This is a genomic window from Tenacibaculum sp. 47A_GOM-205m, from assembly GCF_000518405.1.
GTDB lineage: Bacteria > Bacteroidota > Bacteroidia > Flavobacteriales > Flavobacteriaceae > Polaribacter > Polaribacter lutimaris.
Window position 1 is genome coordinate 370,198 of record NZ_JADN01000003.1, and the last position, 13,051, is coordinate 383,248.

A 13,051-nucleotide genomic window follows, 5' to 3' on the forward strand; every position below is an offset into this window, starting at 1 on the left:
GGTTTTGTAGCGAAGACGGGATTTTATTGTCTTTTTATGTGTTTTTTTTGATATTGATAATCAGTTAATTACAATCTTGTTTTTGTTTTTATTTACATTCATTTGACACGAATTTGACACGCGTCAATCTCCTGTACAGCTAATGTTTTCATTAATTTTGCTAAATTCAGTTTTTTTATTTTATGCTTTTTCTTGTATAATTTACATGTTGGTTTAAACAATAAATAAATTATTATCACTAAACTCTCACAAAAGTATCACTTTTTTATCATTTGCGACAATCGTCTACAAATTAATCAAATACATAAGGTTACATTTGCTAAAATCAAAAATTAATGAAGGTTTTTTTAGTAGATGATCATCCAGTCGTTATTGAGGGATATAAAGTGTTGTTAAAGGCTAGTGGAATTAATGTTGTTGGTTTTTCTACTGACGGACATGGTTTACTTGACTGGTTAGAAAATAATTATTGCGATGTTTTATTACTCGATATATCAATGCCTTATTTTAATGGATTGGACGTTTTAAAGCATCTTCAAAAAACTGAAAGTAAAGTAAAACCTATCATGGTAACCAGTTATTGTGAAGCAACAATTATTCAAAAAGTTATTGAATATGGTGCTAAGGGATATGTTTTAAAAGAGGAATCTGCCAATTGTATAGTTGATGCAATTAAAGCAGTTTACAATGGTAAAACATATTTTTCAGAGTTGGCGCGAGATGCAATTATTGATATGCAGCTTGAAACTAAAGAAGAAGTTTTAATTACAGATGTTTTATCAAAAAGAGAAACAGAAGTTTTAAAGCTATTAGTAGAAGGGTTTGATAACGATGATATTTGTAGTAAAATGGAGTTAAAACCCTCTACATTTAGAAGTTACAAAGAACGTATTCGAAAAAAAATAGGAGTAATAGGAGATTTTCAACTAGCTACTGTAGCTATAAAACATAAAACAAGGCTTTTCATGCCAAAGAAGTAACAATTTAAACACTTAGCAACTAAAATATTGTATTTTTAAAACTTAATTTTTAAAAATACATCATGAAAAATTTATTTAAAGTAGTTGCTTTGGTTTTAGTTATTGGTTTTGCTTCTTGTACAGATGAAAACGAAGTGGTACCAACAGAAAAAGAACAACAATTACATGAACAAGAATTATTCGGAATCAACAAAGGAGATGTCACTAATCCAGGAGGTGGAGGTGCAGAAGACCCTGAAGACACAGAAAACTAAAAACATAGCTACATATATTATTGCATTTATTTGCCTTACCTCATTATTTTCATTTGAATTTGTTAATGATTATAGTGAAGGATTTTTTATTGCCAAAAATCAATATCAAGTAGCAATTGATAGTGTTAATAAAACTCTTGACCCTATAAAAGATTATTCGAAAAACACCGATTTATTCAATAATTACGTATTAGCAAAAAACCATAAAGATTTAGCAAAAAAAGAATATTTTAAAATTAAAAAAGAAGAAGAACTTTTTGGTTTTAAAAACAAAAAAATATTCTTGGCAGAATTAGGTCCTATGATCTGTTTTTTTGTGTATATACTATTTATGATGTTTAGCTCATTAAAATCAAAAAAAGTAAACAGGGGTCTTGTTTTATTACACGTTACAGTTTTGTTAGGACCATTGTTTTATTTTTATTGGATATTTCAACCATTTCAAGATTTAAGCAGTTTCTCTTATTATTTAGCTACAATATTAACTGCAATATGTGCTTTAGCAATAGTTTATATTTTAACGAAGCAAAAAAAGGATACTATTGAAAAGTTAAATTCTGATTTTATGGAAGTAGCCAAATTCACCTTCAAAAACACTAAGCCAGAAAAGAGAGAAGAAATGCTAGATATGATTAAAAAAATTGCTCAAAACAAATAAGTACATTCCCTTTAAATTCAAGTACTATTTTCATAACATAATTTTACTTTACTATGGATGTTTCTAAAATTTTAGAAATAAATAAAGCTATCCGAGATATTGAATTAAACCCAGAATTATCTGATTTTGAAAAATACTATGAGTTACTAATACTTAAAAATGAATTAGAAGAACTTAAAACAAAAAAAAATACCCAGAGCAAACCTGGGTATAATATGTTTTTTGGATTGAATTAATTTTAATCTAAATAGTAAAGTACTTTACTGTAAGTGTTGGCAAATGTATCTTTAACCTCATAAAGAATAGTTTTTGTCTTTTCAGTTTTGTTAATTGTAAACCTTACTAAAGTGTCTTCCCCTTTTTTCCCTTTAAATTGTGTGTAAGTTTCGTCTTCGTAAACTTTTCTAATTTCGTAAGTATCTTCTAAATCATTTATGAAAAAGGTTAGTTTGTTTTCATCAATTTTTATTATTCCTTTCATTTTTTTTATTTGCTCTTTATGTAAAATTTTTGAAAAGGCAAATTCTTGCGAAAAACACACTGTGCTTACAAGGATAAATAGAATTGAAAGTTGTTTTTTCATAGTAATTTATTTTAGTTTATATCTCTTTATTGTTTATAGCTTCATTAAGCTTGTCTTCAACAATTTGAAACATATTGTCTTTTAGTAGGTCAAACTCTTTTTTTAAAGCTTCAAGCTTAGCGTTAAGCGCAAATATTTCAAGGTCATTTTTAGTTTTTTCAAGTTTATAGGTAGACGGTTCTTCGTTAACCATATCTTTTTTTTCAGAGGAAAGTATCATTTCTCCTTCATCAAAAAGCAACCATTTTAAATTCAACATCCTAAAATTTTCTAATATAGATACTAGTTTATCGGTCGTAATTGCTCCTTTTGTATCCAGATACCCATTACTTAACCCACATTTTTTGCAAAATTGAGTCTTGTTAAGCCCCGTTGTACCTACGAATTCCAATATTTTTTCTTTGTGTGTCATAAAATAAATTAGAAAATATTAGGATATGTTAGAAAACATTCTAATATTTGTATCACTAAACTATCACTAAAGTATCACAAAACTTTAAATAAACAAATAGGGTATTTCTATGATAACCAAGAGCGAAAAAAATAAGCTTAAAAAAATATTAGGACACAGATATGTAGCCGATGTTCTGAACTGTCTTCGTAGTAGGGGGATAAAAAATAAAGATGGTGAAGAATATTCGGCTTCTATGATACACAATGTAATGAATGGCCAATCACATGAAGAAATTGAAACTGCCATTTATGAATTAGCAGCACGAAAAAAGGAAGCAGCCAAAAAGCGTAAAGATTTATTAAAAAGTAAATAGTTAACCACGTTCTCAGTTACTGGCGAGTAAGCAAACACGTATTTTTTCATATTAAGCAATTTTTCCGCCTCGTCGCTCTAGGTGAGGCGGTTTTAACCAAATCAATAATGAAATGTATAAAGAAGAATAAGTGTACTGAACCACTATGTTTTAATAGTAGATGTTGTTTATATGAAGATTTGGTTGCAGTTGGGTTTTATCCAAAAAATGTGAATAACAGAAAATATAGAAAAGCGAATAGCCCACTTATTTCTAAAAGAGCTTCAGTACTTGTTGATAATGGTCATAAAAGAGAATGTGCAGTATGTGAGCGTAAATCCGATTTAACATTTGACCATATTATACCATTATCTAAAGGAGGAAAAGATTGTAATTCAAACGGTCAAGTGCTTTGTTTTAAATGTAACACTACAAAATCTGATTTATTAATAACAAATGAAGAATTATTAAACCTTATAAATAAATAACAAATGAAAAAAATAGCAGGAATTTTAATGGATTACGGGATGGATTTTGAATACGAAAACCACGGGTCTAATGGAGAAAAAATCCAATGTTGCGAGTTAGGAATAGAAGTATCTAACCAAAACGGTAAGATTTATTATCAATTATCAGCACCTACAGAAACCATAGAGGAATCAGAAGATGCATACAGTATGCTTGCAAATATGGTTGAACAAGAGTGTATTTCTGAAACTTCATCTTTTTAACATGAGTAATAACATCGTTTTATTACGTGATTTAATGGATAGTTACAATGAATTACTAGCAATTACAACTGCACACTACAAGGTTAGTGTTAGTAAAGCTGCAATAGATAACCCAGGAAGAATAGCAGTTGAAAAAGCCATTGAAAAAGCAATAAGAATAAAAAAATCCGTAGCGGTAACTACGGATAGGAATATTAATCATTAATAAATAGAAATCGTCATGATTAACACAGGCAAAACTACAAAATTTTCGAACATACCACAAATAGCAGGTGTGTTACCAGGAGACAACAACATAGAGTTTGTCGGAGTACGAAAAACAAAACAAGTTTTATGGATTCAAAACGGATCTACACGTTACTTTAAAGATTTACCACTTAGGTATTACAATCTTTTAAAAGCAGCATATTTAGCTGATGCCAAAGCAGTAGAGTTTTTACAAGAAGTAACCCCTCATTTACGTGTTCAAGTAGAGTTATTTACCTACTATATGTATGGTGAATTAGATTGTACACCAGATATTGAAAACGGACAGTTATCGTTATCAGAAAACTTTAGAGACAAAGCAAACTGCCCAAGTTTATTATGGAACTCTAAAAACATAAATATTGGCGATGTAGTTCTTACGCCACGTCAACTAACTATTGTTGATTTAATTGGCGAAAACTTACCAGATAAAGCCATAGCATCGGTTTTAAATATCTCAATAAAAACCCTTGATTCTCACAAGCAAAAGCTTTTCAAACTATTAAATATTGACTGTAAAGGAGAGCTGCTAAAACTAAGTTTAAAACACAAAATTATAGCGTAATGAAAAAAAATGATAATATGAGTGGTGTTCTTGGTCTTATACTAATTATAGATTTTTTTGTGATTTTCATAATTATTGCCAGAACAATATGGTTAGGTTTTTCAGAATTAGGAATTAGATCTTTTGTAACAACTCTGTTAGTAATACCATTTGTGTTATTTATCTACTATTTAATTAAGCCTGAGAAAAAATGAATACACTACAATTATTAGCCTACTTGCAAAGAGTTTACGATCAAAAACAAGCATTACTTAAAAAGAGAAACTCACCAGAATATAGAGAAGATGTATATAATCGATTAATGGGTTATTATGATGAAAAAATACCAGAACTACGAACTCGAGTTGAAAAACAAGATGCCGAAGCACTTGCCAAATTCGATGCAGATAGAGCGAATGAGGTTACAATTACAGAAGGAATTGAGTACGTCTCTTGCGGGTAGGGTTTACAATATAATTCATCCAGAAATTAAACGAAAAGCCAATAGGTATTTACAGGAAATTTTAAGCAATATACCCGATGAAAATACCAATGAAGAAGTAAAAACAGTAAAAGATTATTATGAACACCATCTTAAAACACCTCTCAGTAACTCAAAATTGCACCGAATGCAAAAAAAGAATTGCGAAAAACAGGTTAATAGTATCAGTTCCTAAAAACTTTTCAATTACTGATTTAACTATACAAGTAAACAAACAAATGCCACAGGTAAGCTGTAACAAGCATCCTGAAGGAAACACTGTGGCAATTTTCACCTTTTATCACGAAGTAATTTTATGAGATATACAAAAACATCTGTAGATAGAGTAAGAGAAGCCGATATAATTCAAACAATTAACTCTTTTTCACCATTAGAAAAATCAGGAAGTGTATATAAATGTAAATCGCCATTTTCTAGTGAAAAAACAGCTTCTTTTACTGTATCTCCAGTAAAACAAATTTTCAAATGTTTTTCTACAGGTTTAGGTGGTGATGCTATAAAATTTGTAATGCAATTTAAATCGGTAGATTTTATAGAAGCAATTGAAATAATTGCTAAGATTCATAACATTTACTTAGAAAAAGAAGAAGTTACTCCAGAGGTACAAAGAAAGCTAGATCAAAAAGCAGAAATGTACAGTTTAACTGAAAAAGCTTCAAGGAACTTTGTTACCGCGTTTAATAAGTTAGAAGAAACTCACTGGGCAAAACAACTAATTAAAGACAGAGGTTTTGATAAAGATAGTTTACTGGCTTTTCAAGTAGGATTTAATGGAAATGATAACAAGCTTACTCAATGGACCATAAACAATGGAACACTTGCGGTAAGTAAAGAATTAGGACTGTCAAAAACAAAAGACAGTACAAGTTACGATGTATTTCGTAATCGAATTATGTTTCCTATTCATAATGAAAAAGGAGCTGTCGTAGGTTTTGGTGGAAGACAGAGTAACGACCCGAAGCTTGATAAAGGCTATAAATACATCAACTCAAAAGAAAGTTTGATTTATGATAAATCGGCTGTGTTGTATGGCTTATTTCAAGCAAAGCATGTAATCAACAAAAAGGGAGCTGTAATACTTACTGAAGGTTATACTGACGTAATTGCAATGCACCAAAACGGTTGCGAAAACACAGTTGCTTCTTGTGGTACTGCATTAACAGATAGGCATGCACAATTGCTAAAAAAGTATGCAGAAGAAGTTATTTTATTACGTGATGGAGATAAAGCAGGTATAAAAACCATGCTTAAAAAAGATGGAGATATTGATATCTGTTTATCACATGGCCTAAATGTTTCTATTTGTTTGCTTCCTGATGGTGAAGATCCTGATTCTTTCTCGCGAACTCAATTAGATATGCATACTTGGGTAAATGATAATAAACAAGATGCAATCTTGTACAAAGTTTCTCAATTCGATGTAATTAGAGATCGTTACGATTTAGATGTCGAAGAGTTAAAAGAGTCTACAAGGCTTCAAGTTAAAACGTTGGAGGAAACCATAATTAGTATTGATGGTTTAGAAGGTGAAGAGTTAGCTAATGCTAAAGCAGAAAATAAAGCCATTTTAAGTGAAATAAAATTGGTAAAAAGCCAAGGAACTCAAGAGTTAAAAGAAATTCAAAAAATAGATCCTTACAAAAAAGCTGCTGCGGTAACTGAAATAGCTGAAACTCTTTTTAAAATTAAACATGAAATTAAACGTGCTGAGTATGTTAAGCTAATAGCAAAAACGTTAAAAATTAGTGCTTCTGCATTAAAGGCCGAAATAGGAAAGTTTGAAGTAAAATCTCAGGAAGAAGCAAAGAAGAAAAAAGAAGAAGATGGAGAATTATACTCAACTCAAAACTTAAAATTACCAAAAGGAGGAGATAAAGAAGAGTATTTACAGTACGGATTTATAACTATAGGTAATCAGTTTTTCTTTCCTTTAAATGGTCATTTTATTGAAGGTAGTGATTTTAAGTTTGAACCATTATTTCAAATAATGGGAGAAAAAGAGAATAAAAGACTTGCAGAAATAACAAATACAGCAAATCAGAAAAAAATAATTGAGTTTGACTCTGAAATGCTTGCAAGTTTTAGCGAGTTTAGAAGGTTTTTGTTTCGTCAAAATGGATTCTTATTTTATACAGATAATGGGGTAAGAACTGAGCATTTTGATAGGTTCGTGAGAAGGTTTAACCGAGAGTTTCAACCAGCCTTAGAGTTGCTAAATATGGGTTGGAATAGCAAAGGGTTTTATGCATTTGCTAATGGTGTTGATTGGAAGGGAAAGTTTAGACCTGTAAATAAACACGGTATTATGCATTTAGAAGGCATTGAAACAGAGGACAGTGAGTATAACCAAAAAATAGAACACTTTTATTCGCCTGCATTTTCCGTAATGTATAAAGATGCTCAAGAAGGTGATGATGAATACGAAAACGACCGCTACTTTGTGTATAAAGAATCTCCAATTACTTTAAATGAATGGATGGATAAAATGATTACTGTTTTTGATGATAAAGCAATTATAGGAATCTTATTCGCTTTCGGGGCTTTATTTAGAGATTTATACATCCGAAGATATACTTCGTATCCGTTATTAGGTGGATTTGGCGAAACAGGTTCAGGAAAGTCAGCCTTTGGTGAAATACTGCAAAACTTTTTTTATTTCAGAATGTCAGGGGTCGATTTGACCCAGGTAACACCATCGGGTTTAGCAAAAACTTTAACAAGAACTACCAATACTGTTGTGTTTTGTGATGAGTTTCAAGACAAAAACATTAAAGAAGATGTAGCTAACTTAATAATGGGAGCATGGAACGGAAACGGACGTGTAAAGAGTAAAGATGTTGGAAGCAAAAGAACCACGGTAGAGAAAATACTATCTGCTGTTTATTACTGCGGACAGTTTATGCCAACCTTTAAAGATGGAGCTTTAGGTAACCGTACTATCGGATTGTATTTTAAAAAGGAAAACCGTACAAGCGAGCAAAAAGGAAACTTTACCGACTTGTTAAACGTTACCAACGAAGGACTAAGTAGTTTAGGATGTAGAGTTATTGAACATAGAGATTACTTTGAAAAATCATTACCTAGAACCTATGCAGAATCTGAACGTACTTTAAAAGATTCTTTAGGTAATGAGCAGTACGATGAGCGTGTATTTAAAAACACTTCGATGTTATTTACAACTTTCGAGATACTTAAAGACAAAATCAATTTTTCTTTTGATTCTGAAAAGGTACTTGAACTATGTAAAGACTTAATAATTTCTAACACCGAGCAAATATCTGATAGTAGCGGATTAAATGAATTTTGGAATATTCTTACCTGGTTATTTGAGCAAAAACGAATTAAAGATCAACAAGACTTTGTTATTAAACGAGATATTTCTGTTAAAGTTATTGGAGAAAAAAGAAGTGAAACTACTTACGACAATCAGCAACGAGATCAAATATTGTACTTACGCTTAAAATCGGTGTATCAATTCTACAATAAAGAAGCTACTACACGTGAAGGAGTAGATGTATTAAACCAAACTACACTAAGAAATTACTTTAAATCTCGCCCTTACTTTATCGGCTTAATAAAAGGAAAACGATTTGGTACTGCAGGAACTCAAAGTTGTTACGCCTTTAACTACACTATGATGGTAGAAAAAGGATTGGTAACGCTAGAAGAAGATTTGGATGAAGAGGTATCAAATAGTGGATTTTTTAGTCCAGAGGGAGAAATCGAAAACTCTGAAGTTTCTAAAAACGAACCAGCAATTGTATCAATTTAATTAAAAAAGATATGGCAACCTTAACAGCATTTGAACCAAGACCTTATGTGTTACCAAGGCAAGTGGCAGAAATTGAATTAGTACAGGCATTACCTGAAGATTTTAAAGTGTATAGCCCTTTTTATAAAAGAGATATTTTAAGAGTAGGAATGGTGTATTGGTTGCAATCATCCGTTACCGGAATTATAGAACAAACTCCTAGAAGATTAACAGAATATTGTAATCAAGACGAGCTTAAAGAATGGTTAGATCTTAAGATGGTTTGGATTGCTAAAAACAGCTTTGGTTAAACTAATTATAAGAAACTATTACAAATAACTATAAACTTAAAACATGTTTTATGAATACAAAAATAATAGTAGATAATGATGTTTATAAAAAATGAATTCAACATAGGTCAAGAAGTTTATTTAAAGACTGATTCTGATCAAAAGTTAAGATTAGTTACATCAATAAATATAAGATCAGGTAGAATTTCATATGAGCTAAGTTGTGGAGAAACTAATTCTTGGCACGATGATTTTGAAATCACATTGGATAAAGACATTGTCAGACAAACAACAAATTAATAGTAGTAAATATGACGCTTCAAGATATAATAAACAAAGCTAAAAAAGATGATGTTATACAATTTACAACTAGGGGTAACAGATTCAGAGGTAAAAAGAATTTTACAATAATTCAAATAATAGGACATAAAGTGATGAGTAAAGATTCAAAAGGAGAAATATATTTTAATCGTTTAGACTATATCCCTTTAAAATATACGTTCAATCCATTAACATTTTAAAACTGTAGTAAAGATGATAAAAATTAAAATATATGTGATTGCAAAATATTGGAAACGTGTTGGTAATATGAGTATTCCTGTTTTTGATTTCAATTACACAATTACTTTTTTTGGATTAATAATACATTCTTTGATAATTAGAGAAATAGATCATAATACGTCAAGATTAATGTTTAAAAACAAACAGATAATAACTAAACAGTAGAAATAATGACAAAAGAAGAATTAAGCAACTATCAAAAATTAACTGTTTTTCAGAAAAACATAGTTGATAGCTTAAAAAATTTAGGTTTTGAACATAGATATTTTTCAACCTATGAGCTAGATGGATGGGGTAAAATTAAAGTAGATAAATATTCTAGATGGTCAGATGTGTTAAAAGATGTTTTCCAAAAGGGAAAAGATGCACAAAGATTTGAAATTCAAAGAGCATTAGGTATAAATTAAACTGAAGAATTATGAAAATACAAATTAAAAGAAGTAAAAATGGAATTACCCTTGGGCGTGAAATTAAAGATGAAGAGTTAGATTTTGACTTTTGCCCTATAGGATGTGGAAATTTAACTGACGACCCTTATGGTGGTCCATGCACTGAATGTTGGAAAAATGCTCCATCAAAATAATTGTAGGTTTTCACCTACGCAATCAAAACGCAAAACAATGAAATTAGAAAATAATAAAAATATATTTTGTTCTGTATCTGCTGGATATAGTAGCGTAATGATGGCTATAATGTTGCCTGTATGGTTTCCAGACCATAAAATAATTTATGCGATGGCAAACACTTCTAAAGAGAGAAATGAAAGTTTACACTTTATGAATGAATGTAACAAGCACTATAATCTAAATATGACTTGGATTGAAGCAGAATTTCACGAAAAAAAAATTGGTGTTACTCCTAAAATAGTTGAGTATAAAAACCTAAAGCGTAAAGGCGAAATATTTGAAACAGGGATAAGAAAATTTGGAATACCAAATAAAGAGAATAAATGGTGTAACAGAGATATGAAGCTTGAAGTATTGCGCAAATACGCAGATAGTATTTTTGGTAAAGACAACTATTCAGTTGCTGTTGGTTTGCGAATTGATGAAATTGATAGAGTTAGAAAAGACTATAAAACTAACAATGTTTTTTATCCTTTGATGGATTATAAAATTGATAGTAAAGAAAGAAACAGATTTTGGAAAAACCAACCGATCCAAATTTCAATACCTGCATATAAAGGGAATTGCGATATGTGTTTTGCAAAATCAAACCGTAAGTTAATGACTATTTTAAAAGAAGAACCTAATATGGGGGATTGGTGGGATAAAATGATTAAAACTTATGGAGAAGTTCCTATTAAGGGGAAACCAAGTTATAATGAATTAATGGAACAAAACAATGGTTTACAAACTTTTTATAGAGGTTACAGAACCATTGAAGATTTAGTAAGAATGGCTAAACAACCATTTACAAGAGCAACAGATGAGTACATTTATGAAAGCGATTTATTCGATTTAGAAGAAAATTGTGCTTCAGGTTGTCAGGTATTTTAATTAAAAACAAATAACAAACAAATTGTAGCTATTATGGTACTAAATGGCACAAAGTGGTAAAAAAAAGATTTTTTTAAAAAATTCAAAAATTGAAATAAATAATTCTAAAGAAAATTCAAAAATTAAAATAAATAATTCTAAATCCTCTATAGACCAATTTTGAAAAAAAATCAATAATAAATCCATGAACTTAATTTTAATAATATAAAGATAGTGGAAACTATTGAATAAAAAACAGAAAGTTATCAACCCTAAAAAAAACTGTAGTTATGAGAACACTTCATTTAAACTTAAAAAAGCAATGGTTTGATATGATTGCTTCAGGAATAAAAAAAGAGGAATACAGGACTATAAAGCCTTATTGGGAAAAAAGACTGTATTCACAAGACTACGACACGATAACATTTTCAAATGGTTATGCTAAAGATAGAAGGCAGATCGTGGTAAAATGTTTGTATGTTTTTGAGGGAATAGGGTTAGCTCAATGGGGTGCGCCTTTAGAAAAAGTTTATATCATTCATTTAGGTGAAATATTAAGTAAGAATTTTTAAACAGTAGTATGATAGATTCAAAAAATTGGTGGAGGCTATTCTGGTGGATAAACGACAATTGCCCAAATTATGTTTCGAATAGTCCAGAGGAACATTCAGATCTAATAGAACGAATGTATTTGTTAGAACAAAAAATAAAATTAGTGTAATAAAATGAATACAACACAAAATTTAAAAGATGGAGATATAATCACAATAAGCGGTTATTATTTCGATTGGACTGTTAAGGATGGATATTCTAGTGTTTTGGATAAAAAAGGAATTTACGCAATAGCACAAGGAGGGCTTATTCATTCGAATTTAGAAGGCAGTACCATTTTAACAATTAACGGAAAAAAACAGTAGTATGATAGATTCAAAAAATTGGTGGAGGCTATTCTGGTGGATAAACGACAATTGCCCAAATTATGTTTCGAATAGTCCAGAGGAACATTCAGATCTAATAGAACGAATGTATTTGTTAGAACAAAAAATAAAATTAGTGTAGTTAAATGACCTATAAAGAAAAAATACAGCAAGAAATTGATAGGTATCAATTTTATAAAGAGCAACACGAATTACCAAATGATAATTCAGGAGAGTACAATCAAGGCGTGATAAAATGTTGCAACAATATTATTAACGATTTAAAGAAAATACTGTAGATTTTTTAGATGAGAAAGTTGTTTTGATTTATTTGAAATAATCGGTTTCTGTTTTTGCTAAAATGCACAAGTAATGGAAACATAATCACTGGGGTGTAGATTGGAGAAAATTGAAAAACATGATTAACATCTTCAAATGATAAGTTTTTTACACCATGAAATTTTCTATTTAATAATTCATCATCAATAAAATAGGTGTTATATGCTGAATCAAAATGCATTGGAATTTCGTATTTATCTAGATATGAAACACGTCCATTTATAACTCTGAAATAATAAGTACGATTATTAAAAAGGTAACTGAAGTTATACATAATACAAATAAACAAAATAAAGAAAAAGTGTAGAAATAATGACTAGAGAACAGGAAATACAAGACGAAATCAAAGAACAGAATATTTTTTTAGATAGGTATCTAAATAATATTAAATCTCTTTTAGGAGAAGAGGGAGCTAAAAAAGTAAAAAAATCAATGATTAATCATTTAGTAAATAATCTGTAGATAAAACGA

At 29.9% G+C, this 13,051-nt stretch carries 26 protein-coding genes; 23 read left to right on the plus strand and 3 right to left on the minus strand.

Annotated elements, in window-relative coordinates; all coding sequences use genetic code 11:
• Nucleotides 1-335: 335 nt before the first annotated feature.
• From N534_RS0101805 to N534_RS0101820, 4 genes are all read left to right on the plus strand, one after another.
• Nucleotides 336-980, plus strand: a complete 645-nt coding sequence (locus N534_RS0101805; protein ID WP_028890840.1) for a response regulator transcription factor — start codon at nt 336-338, stop codon at nt 978-980.
• Nucleotides 981-1,042: 62 nt separating this feature from the next.
• On the plus strand, nt 1,043-1,234 hold the full coding sequence (locus N534_RS0101810) for a hypothetical protein (RefSeq protein ID WP_028890841.1): 192 nt from the start codon (nt 1,043-1,045) through the stop codon (nt 1,232-1,234).
• On the plus strand, nt 1,203-1,892 hold the full coding sequence (locus tag N534_RS0101815; RefSeq protein WP_028890842.1) for a hypothetical protein: 690 nt from the start codon (nt 1,203-1,205) through the stop codon (nt 1,890-1,892). Before N534_RS0101810 ends, N534_RS0101815 begins: the two co-directional genes overlap by 32 nt.
• A gap of 53 nt (nt 1,893-1,945) precedes the next feature.
• Nucleotides 1,946-2,128: a hypothetical protein gene (locus N534_RS0101820; RefSeq protein WP_028890843.1), complete on the plus strand. Its 183-nt coding sequence runs from the start codon at nt 1,946-1,948 to the stop codon at nt 2,126-2,128.
• 2 nt (nt 2,129-2,130) lie between these two features.
• Here the strand turns inward: N534_RS0101820 and N534_RS0101825 are convergent, their stop codons facing one another.
• Both N534_RS0101825 and N534_RS14935 read right to left on the minus strand, forming a co-directional pair.
• A complete protein-coding gene (locus tag N534_RS0101825; protein ID WP_156025522.1) occupies nt 2,131-2,373 on the minus strand; it encodes a hypothetical protein in 243 nt (80 codons plus the stop codon).
• A 118-nt stretch (nt 2,374-2,491) separates the two neighbouring features.
• Entirely contained in the window at nt 2,492-2,887 is a 396-nt protein-coding gene (locus N534_RS14935; RefSeq protein ID WP_051435815.1) for a hypothetical protein, read from the minus strand.
• Nucleotides 2,888-2,996: 109 nt separating this feature from the next.
• On the opposite strand from N534_RS14935, the gene N534_RS0101835 reads away from it, so the two are divergent.
• The 18 genes from N534_RS0101835 (at nt 2,997) to N534_RS15260 (ending at nt 12,540) form a co-directional block, all read left to right on the plus strand.
• Nucleotides 2,997-3,242 carry a hypothetical protein gene (locus N534_RS0101835; RefSeq protein ID WP_028890845.1) on the plus strand — a complete coding sequence of 82 codons (246 nt, stop codon included), beginning with the start codon at nt 2,997-2,999 and terminating at the stop codon, nt 3,240-3,242.
• Nucleotides 3,243-3,349: 107 nt separating this feature from the next.
• A complete protein-coding gene (locus tag N534_RS14270; protein WP_038005206.1) occupies nt 3,350-3,709 on the plus strand; it encodes an HNH endonuclease in 360 nt (119 codons plus the stop codon).
• A gap of 3 nt (nt 3,710-3,712) precedes the next feature.
• Complete coding sequence (locus N534_RS0101845) at nt 3,713-3,952, plus strand: hypothetical protein (protein ID WP_028890846.1); 240 nt, start codon at nt 3,713-3,715, stop codon at nt 3,950-3,952.
• Between the two features lies 1 nt (nt 3,953).
• Entirely contained in the window at nt 3,954-4,157 is a 204-nt protein-coding gene (locus N534_RS0101850; protein ID WP_028890847.1) for a hypothetical protein, read from the plus strand.
• A 15-nt stretch (nt 4,158-4,172) separates the two neighbouring features.
• Nucleotides 4,173-4,763, plus strand: coding sequence for a LuxR C-terminal-related transcriptional regulator (locus N534_RS0101855; protein ID WP_028890848.1), 591 nt, complete (start codon nt 4,173-4,175; stop codon nt 4,761-4,763).
• Nucleotides 4,764-4,953: 190 nt separating this feature from the next.
• Nucleotides 4,954-5,205 carry a hypothetical protein gene (locus N534_RS0101865; RefSeq protein WP_028890850.1) on the plus strand — a complete coding sequence of 84 codons (252 nt, stop codon included), beginning with the start codon at nt 4,954-4,956 and terminating at the stop codon, nt 5,203-5,205.
• Between the two features lie 119 nt (nt 5,206-5,324).
• Entirely contained in the window at nt 5,325-5,543 is a 219-nt protein-coding gene (locus tag N534_RS0101870) for a hypothetical protein (RefSeq protein WP_028890851.1), read from the plus strand.
• Nucleotides 5,540-9,016: a DNA primase gene (gene dnaG, locus N534_RS14940; RefSeq protein ID WP_028890852.1), complete on the plus strand. Its 3,477-nt coding sequence runs from the start codon at nt 5,540-5,542 to the stop codon at nt 9,014-9,016. The genes N534_RS0101870 and dnaG overlap by 4 nt, the downstream gene beginning before the upstream one ends.
• A gap of 11 nt (nt 9,017-9,027) precedes the next feature.
• Nucleotides 9,028-9,306 (plus strand): hypothetical protein, encoded by a 279-nt coding sequence (locus tag N534_RS0101880; RefSeq protein ID WP_028890853.1) that lies wholly within the window; start codon nt 9,028-9,030, stop codon nt 9,304-9,306.
• A gap of 290 nt (nt 9,307-9,596) precedes the next feature.
• Nucleotides 9,597-9,806: a hypothetical protein gene (locus N534_RS0101890; protein WP_028890855.1), complete on the plus strand. Its 210-nt coding sequence runs from the start codon at nt 9,597-9,599 to the stop codon at nt 9,804-9,806.
• 210 nt (nt 9,807-10,016) lie between these two features.
• Nucleotides 10,017-10,253: a hypothetical protein gene (locus tag N534_RS0101900; RefSeq protein ID WP_028890857.1), complete on the plus strand. Its 237-nt coding sequence runs from the start codon at nt 10,017-10,019 to the stop codon at nt 10,251-10,253.
• An 11-nt stretch (nt 10,254-10,264) separates the two neighbouring features.
• Complete coding sequence (locus N534_RS15245) at nt 10,265-10,429, plus strand: hypothetical protein (RefSeq protein WP_156025524.1); 165 nt, start codon at nt 10,265-10,267, stop codon at nt 10,427-10,429.
• A 37-nt stretch (nt 10,430-10,466) separates the two neighbouring features.
• Nucleotides 10,467-11,345: a hypothetical protein gene (locus N534_RS0101910; RefSeq protein ID WP_028890858.1), complete on the plus strand. Its 879-nt coding sequence runs from the start codon at nt 10,467-10,469 to the stop codon at nt 11,343-11,345.
• Between the two features lie 269 nt (nt 11,346-11,614).
• On the plus strand, nt 11,615-11,896 hold the full coding sequence (locus N534_RS0101920) for a hypothetical protein (protein ID WP_028890859.1): 282 nt from the start codon (nt 11,615-11,617) through the stop codon (nt 11,894-11,896).
• A gap of 8 nt (nt 11,897-11,904) precedes the next feature.
• A complete protein-coding gene (locus N534_RS15250) occupies nt 11,905-12,045 on the plus strand; it encodes a hypothetical protein (protein ID WP_156025525.1) in 141 nt (46 codons plus the stop codon).
• 4 nt (nt 12,046-12,049) lie between these two features.
• Nucleotides 12,050-12,241: a hypothetical protein gene (locus N534_RS0101925; RefSeq protein ID WP_028890860.1), complete on the plus strand. Its 192-nt coding sequence runs from the start codon at nt 12,050-12,052 to the stop codon at nt 12,239-12,241.
• 1 nt (nt 12,242) lies between these two features.
• A complete protein-coding gene (locus tag N534_RS15255; protein WP_156025525.1) occupies nt 12,243-12,383 on the plus strand; it encodes a hypothetical protein in 141 nt (46 codons plus the stop codon).
• 4 nt (nt 12,384-12,387) lie between these two features.
• A complete protein-coding gene (locus tag N534_RS15260) occupies nt 12,388-12,540 on the plus strand; it encodes a hypothetical protein (RefSeq protein ID WP_156025527.1) in 153 nt (50 codons plus the stop codon).
• A 5-nt stretch (nt 12,541-12,545) separates the two neighbouring features.
• Here the strand turns inward: N534_RS15260 and N534_RS0101935 are convergent, their stop codons facing one another.
• Nucleotides 12,546-12,854, minus strand: coding sequence for a hypothetical protein (locus N534_RS0101935; protein WP_028890861.1), 309 nt, complete (start codon nt 12,852-12,854; stop codon nt 12,546-12,548).
• A 38-nt stretch (nt 12,855-12,892) separates the two neighbouring features.
• Here N534_RS0101935 and N534_RS15265 point away from each other — a divergent pair, with 38 nt between their 5' ends.
• Nucleotides 12,893-13,042: a hypothetical protein gene (locus N534_RS15265; RefSeq protein WP_156025528.1), complete on the plus strand. Its 150-nt coding sequence runs from the start codon at nt 12,893-12,895 to the stop codon at nt 13,040-13,042.
• Nucleotides 13,043-13,051 lie beyond the last annotated feature (9 nt).

What these genes read in the sequence shown, in the direction of transcription:
- N534_RS15255 (WP_156025525.1), top strand. Translation starts at nt 12,243, where the DNA reads ATGATAGATTCAAAAAATTGGTGGAGGCTATTCTGGTGGATAAACGAC.
- N534_RS0101900 (WP_028890857.1), top strand. Translation starts at nt 10,017, where the DNA reads ATGACAAAAGAAGAATTAAGCAACTATCAAAAATTAACTGTTTTTCAG.
- dnaG (WP_028890852.1), top strand. Translation starts at nt 5,540, where the DNA reads ATGAGATATACAAAAACATCTGTAGATAGAGTAAGAGAAGCCGATATA.
- N534_RS0101805 (WP_028890840.1), top strand. Translation starts at nt 336, where the DNA reads ATGAAGGTTTTTTTAGTAGATGATCATCCAGTCGTTATTGAGGGATAT.
- N534_RS0101865 (WP_028890850.1), top strand. Translation starts at nt 4,954, where the DNA reads ATGAATACACTACAATTATTAGCCTACTTGCAAAGAGTTTACGATCAA.
- N534_RS0101835 (WP_028890845.1), top strand. Translation starts at nt 2,997, where the DNA reads ATGATAACCAAGAGCGAAAAAAATAAGCTTAAAAAAATATTAGGACAC.
- N534_RS14270 (WP_038005206.1), top strand. Translation starts at nt 3,350, where the DNA reads ATGAAATGTATAAAGAAGAATAAGTGTACTGAACCACTATGTTTTAAT.
- N534_RS0101880 (WP_028890853.1), top strand. Translation starts at nt 9,028, where the DNA reads ATGGCAACCTTAACAGCATTTGAACCAAGACCTTATGTGTTACCAAGG.
- N534_RS15260 (WP_156025527.1), top strand. Translation starts at nt 12,388, where the DNA reads ATGACCTATAAAGAAAAAATACAGCAAGAAATTGATAGGTATCAATTT.
- N534_RS0101925 (WP_028890860.1), top strand. Translation starts at nt 12,050, where the DNA reads ATGAATACAACACAAAATTTAAAAGATGGAGATATAATCACAATAAGC.
- N534_RS0101825 (WP_156025522.1), bottom strand. Translation starts at nt 2,373, where the DNA reads ATGAAAGGAATAATAAAAATTGATGAAAACAAACTAACCTTTTTCATA.
- N534_RS15265 (WP_156025528.1), top strand. Translation starts at nt 12,893, where the DNA reads ATGACTAGAGAACAGGAAATACAAGACGAAATCAAAGAACAGAATATT.
- N534_RS0101935 (WP_028890861.1), bottom strand. Translation starts at nt 12,854, where the DNA reads ATGTATAACTTCAGTTACCTTTTTAATAATCGTACTTATTATTTCAGA.
- N534_RS15245 (WP_156025524.1), top strand. Translation starts at nt 10,265, where the DNA reads ATGAAAATACAAATTAAAAGAAGTAAAAATGGAATTACCCTTGGGCGT.
- N534_RS15250 (WP_156025525.1), top strand. Translation starts at nt 11,905, where the DNA reads ATGATAGATTCAAAAAATTGGTGGAGGCTATTCTGGTGGATAAACGAC.
- N534_RS0101890 (WP_028890855.1), top strand. Translation starts at nt 9,597, where the DNA reads ATGACGCTTCAAGATATAATAAACAAAGCTAAAAAAGATGATGTTATA.
- N534_RS0101845 (WP_028890846.1), top strand. Translation starts at nt 3,713, where the DNA reads ATGAAAAAAATAGCAGGAATTTTAATGGATTACGGGATGGATTTTGAA.
- N534_RS0101850 (WP_028890847.1), top strand. Translation starts at nt 3,954, where the DNA reads ATGAGTAATAACATCGTTTTATTACGTGATTTAATGGATAGTTACAAT.
- N534_RS0101910 (WP_028890858.1), top strand. Translation starts at nt 10,467, where the DNA reads ATGAAATTAGAAAATAATAAAAATATATTTTGTTCTGTATCTGCTGGA.
- N534_RS0101810 (WP_028890841.1), top strand. Translation starts at nt 1,043, where the DNA reads ATGAAAAATTTATTTAAAGTAGTTGCTTTGGTTTTAGTTATTGGTTTT.
- N534_RS0101820 (WP_028890843.1), top strand. Translation starts at nt 1,946, where the DNA reads ATGGATGTTTCTAAAATTTTAGAAATAAATAAAGCTATCCGAGATATT.
- N534_RS0101855 (WP_028890848.1), top strand. Translation starts at nt 4,173, where the DNA reads ATGATTAACACAGGCAAAACTACAAAATTTTCGAACATACCACAAATA.
- N534_RS0101870 (WP_028890851.1), top strand. Translation starts at nt 5,325, where the DNA reads ATGAACACCATCTTAAAACACCTCTCAGTAACTCAAAATTGCACCGAA.
- N534_RS0101920 (WP_028890859.1), top strand. Translation starts at nt 11,615, where the DNA reads ATGAGAACACTTCATTTAAACTTAAAAAAGCAATGGTTTGATATGATT.
- N534_RS14935 (WP_051435815.1), bottom strand. Translation starts at nt 2,887, where the DNA reads ATGACACACAAAGAAAAAATATTGGAATTCGTAGGTACAACGGGGCTT.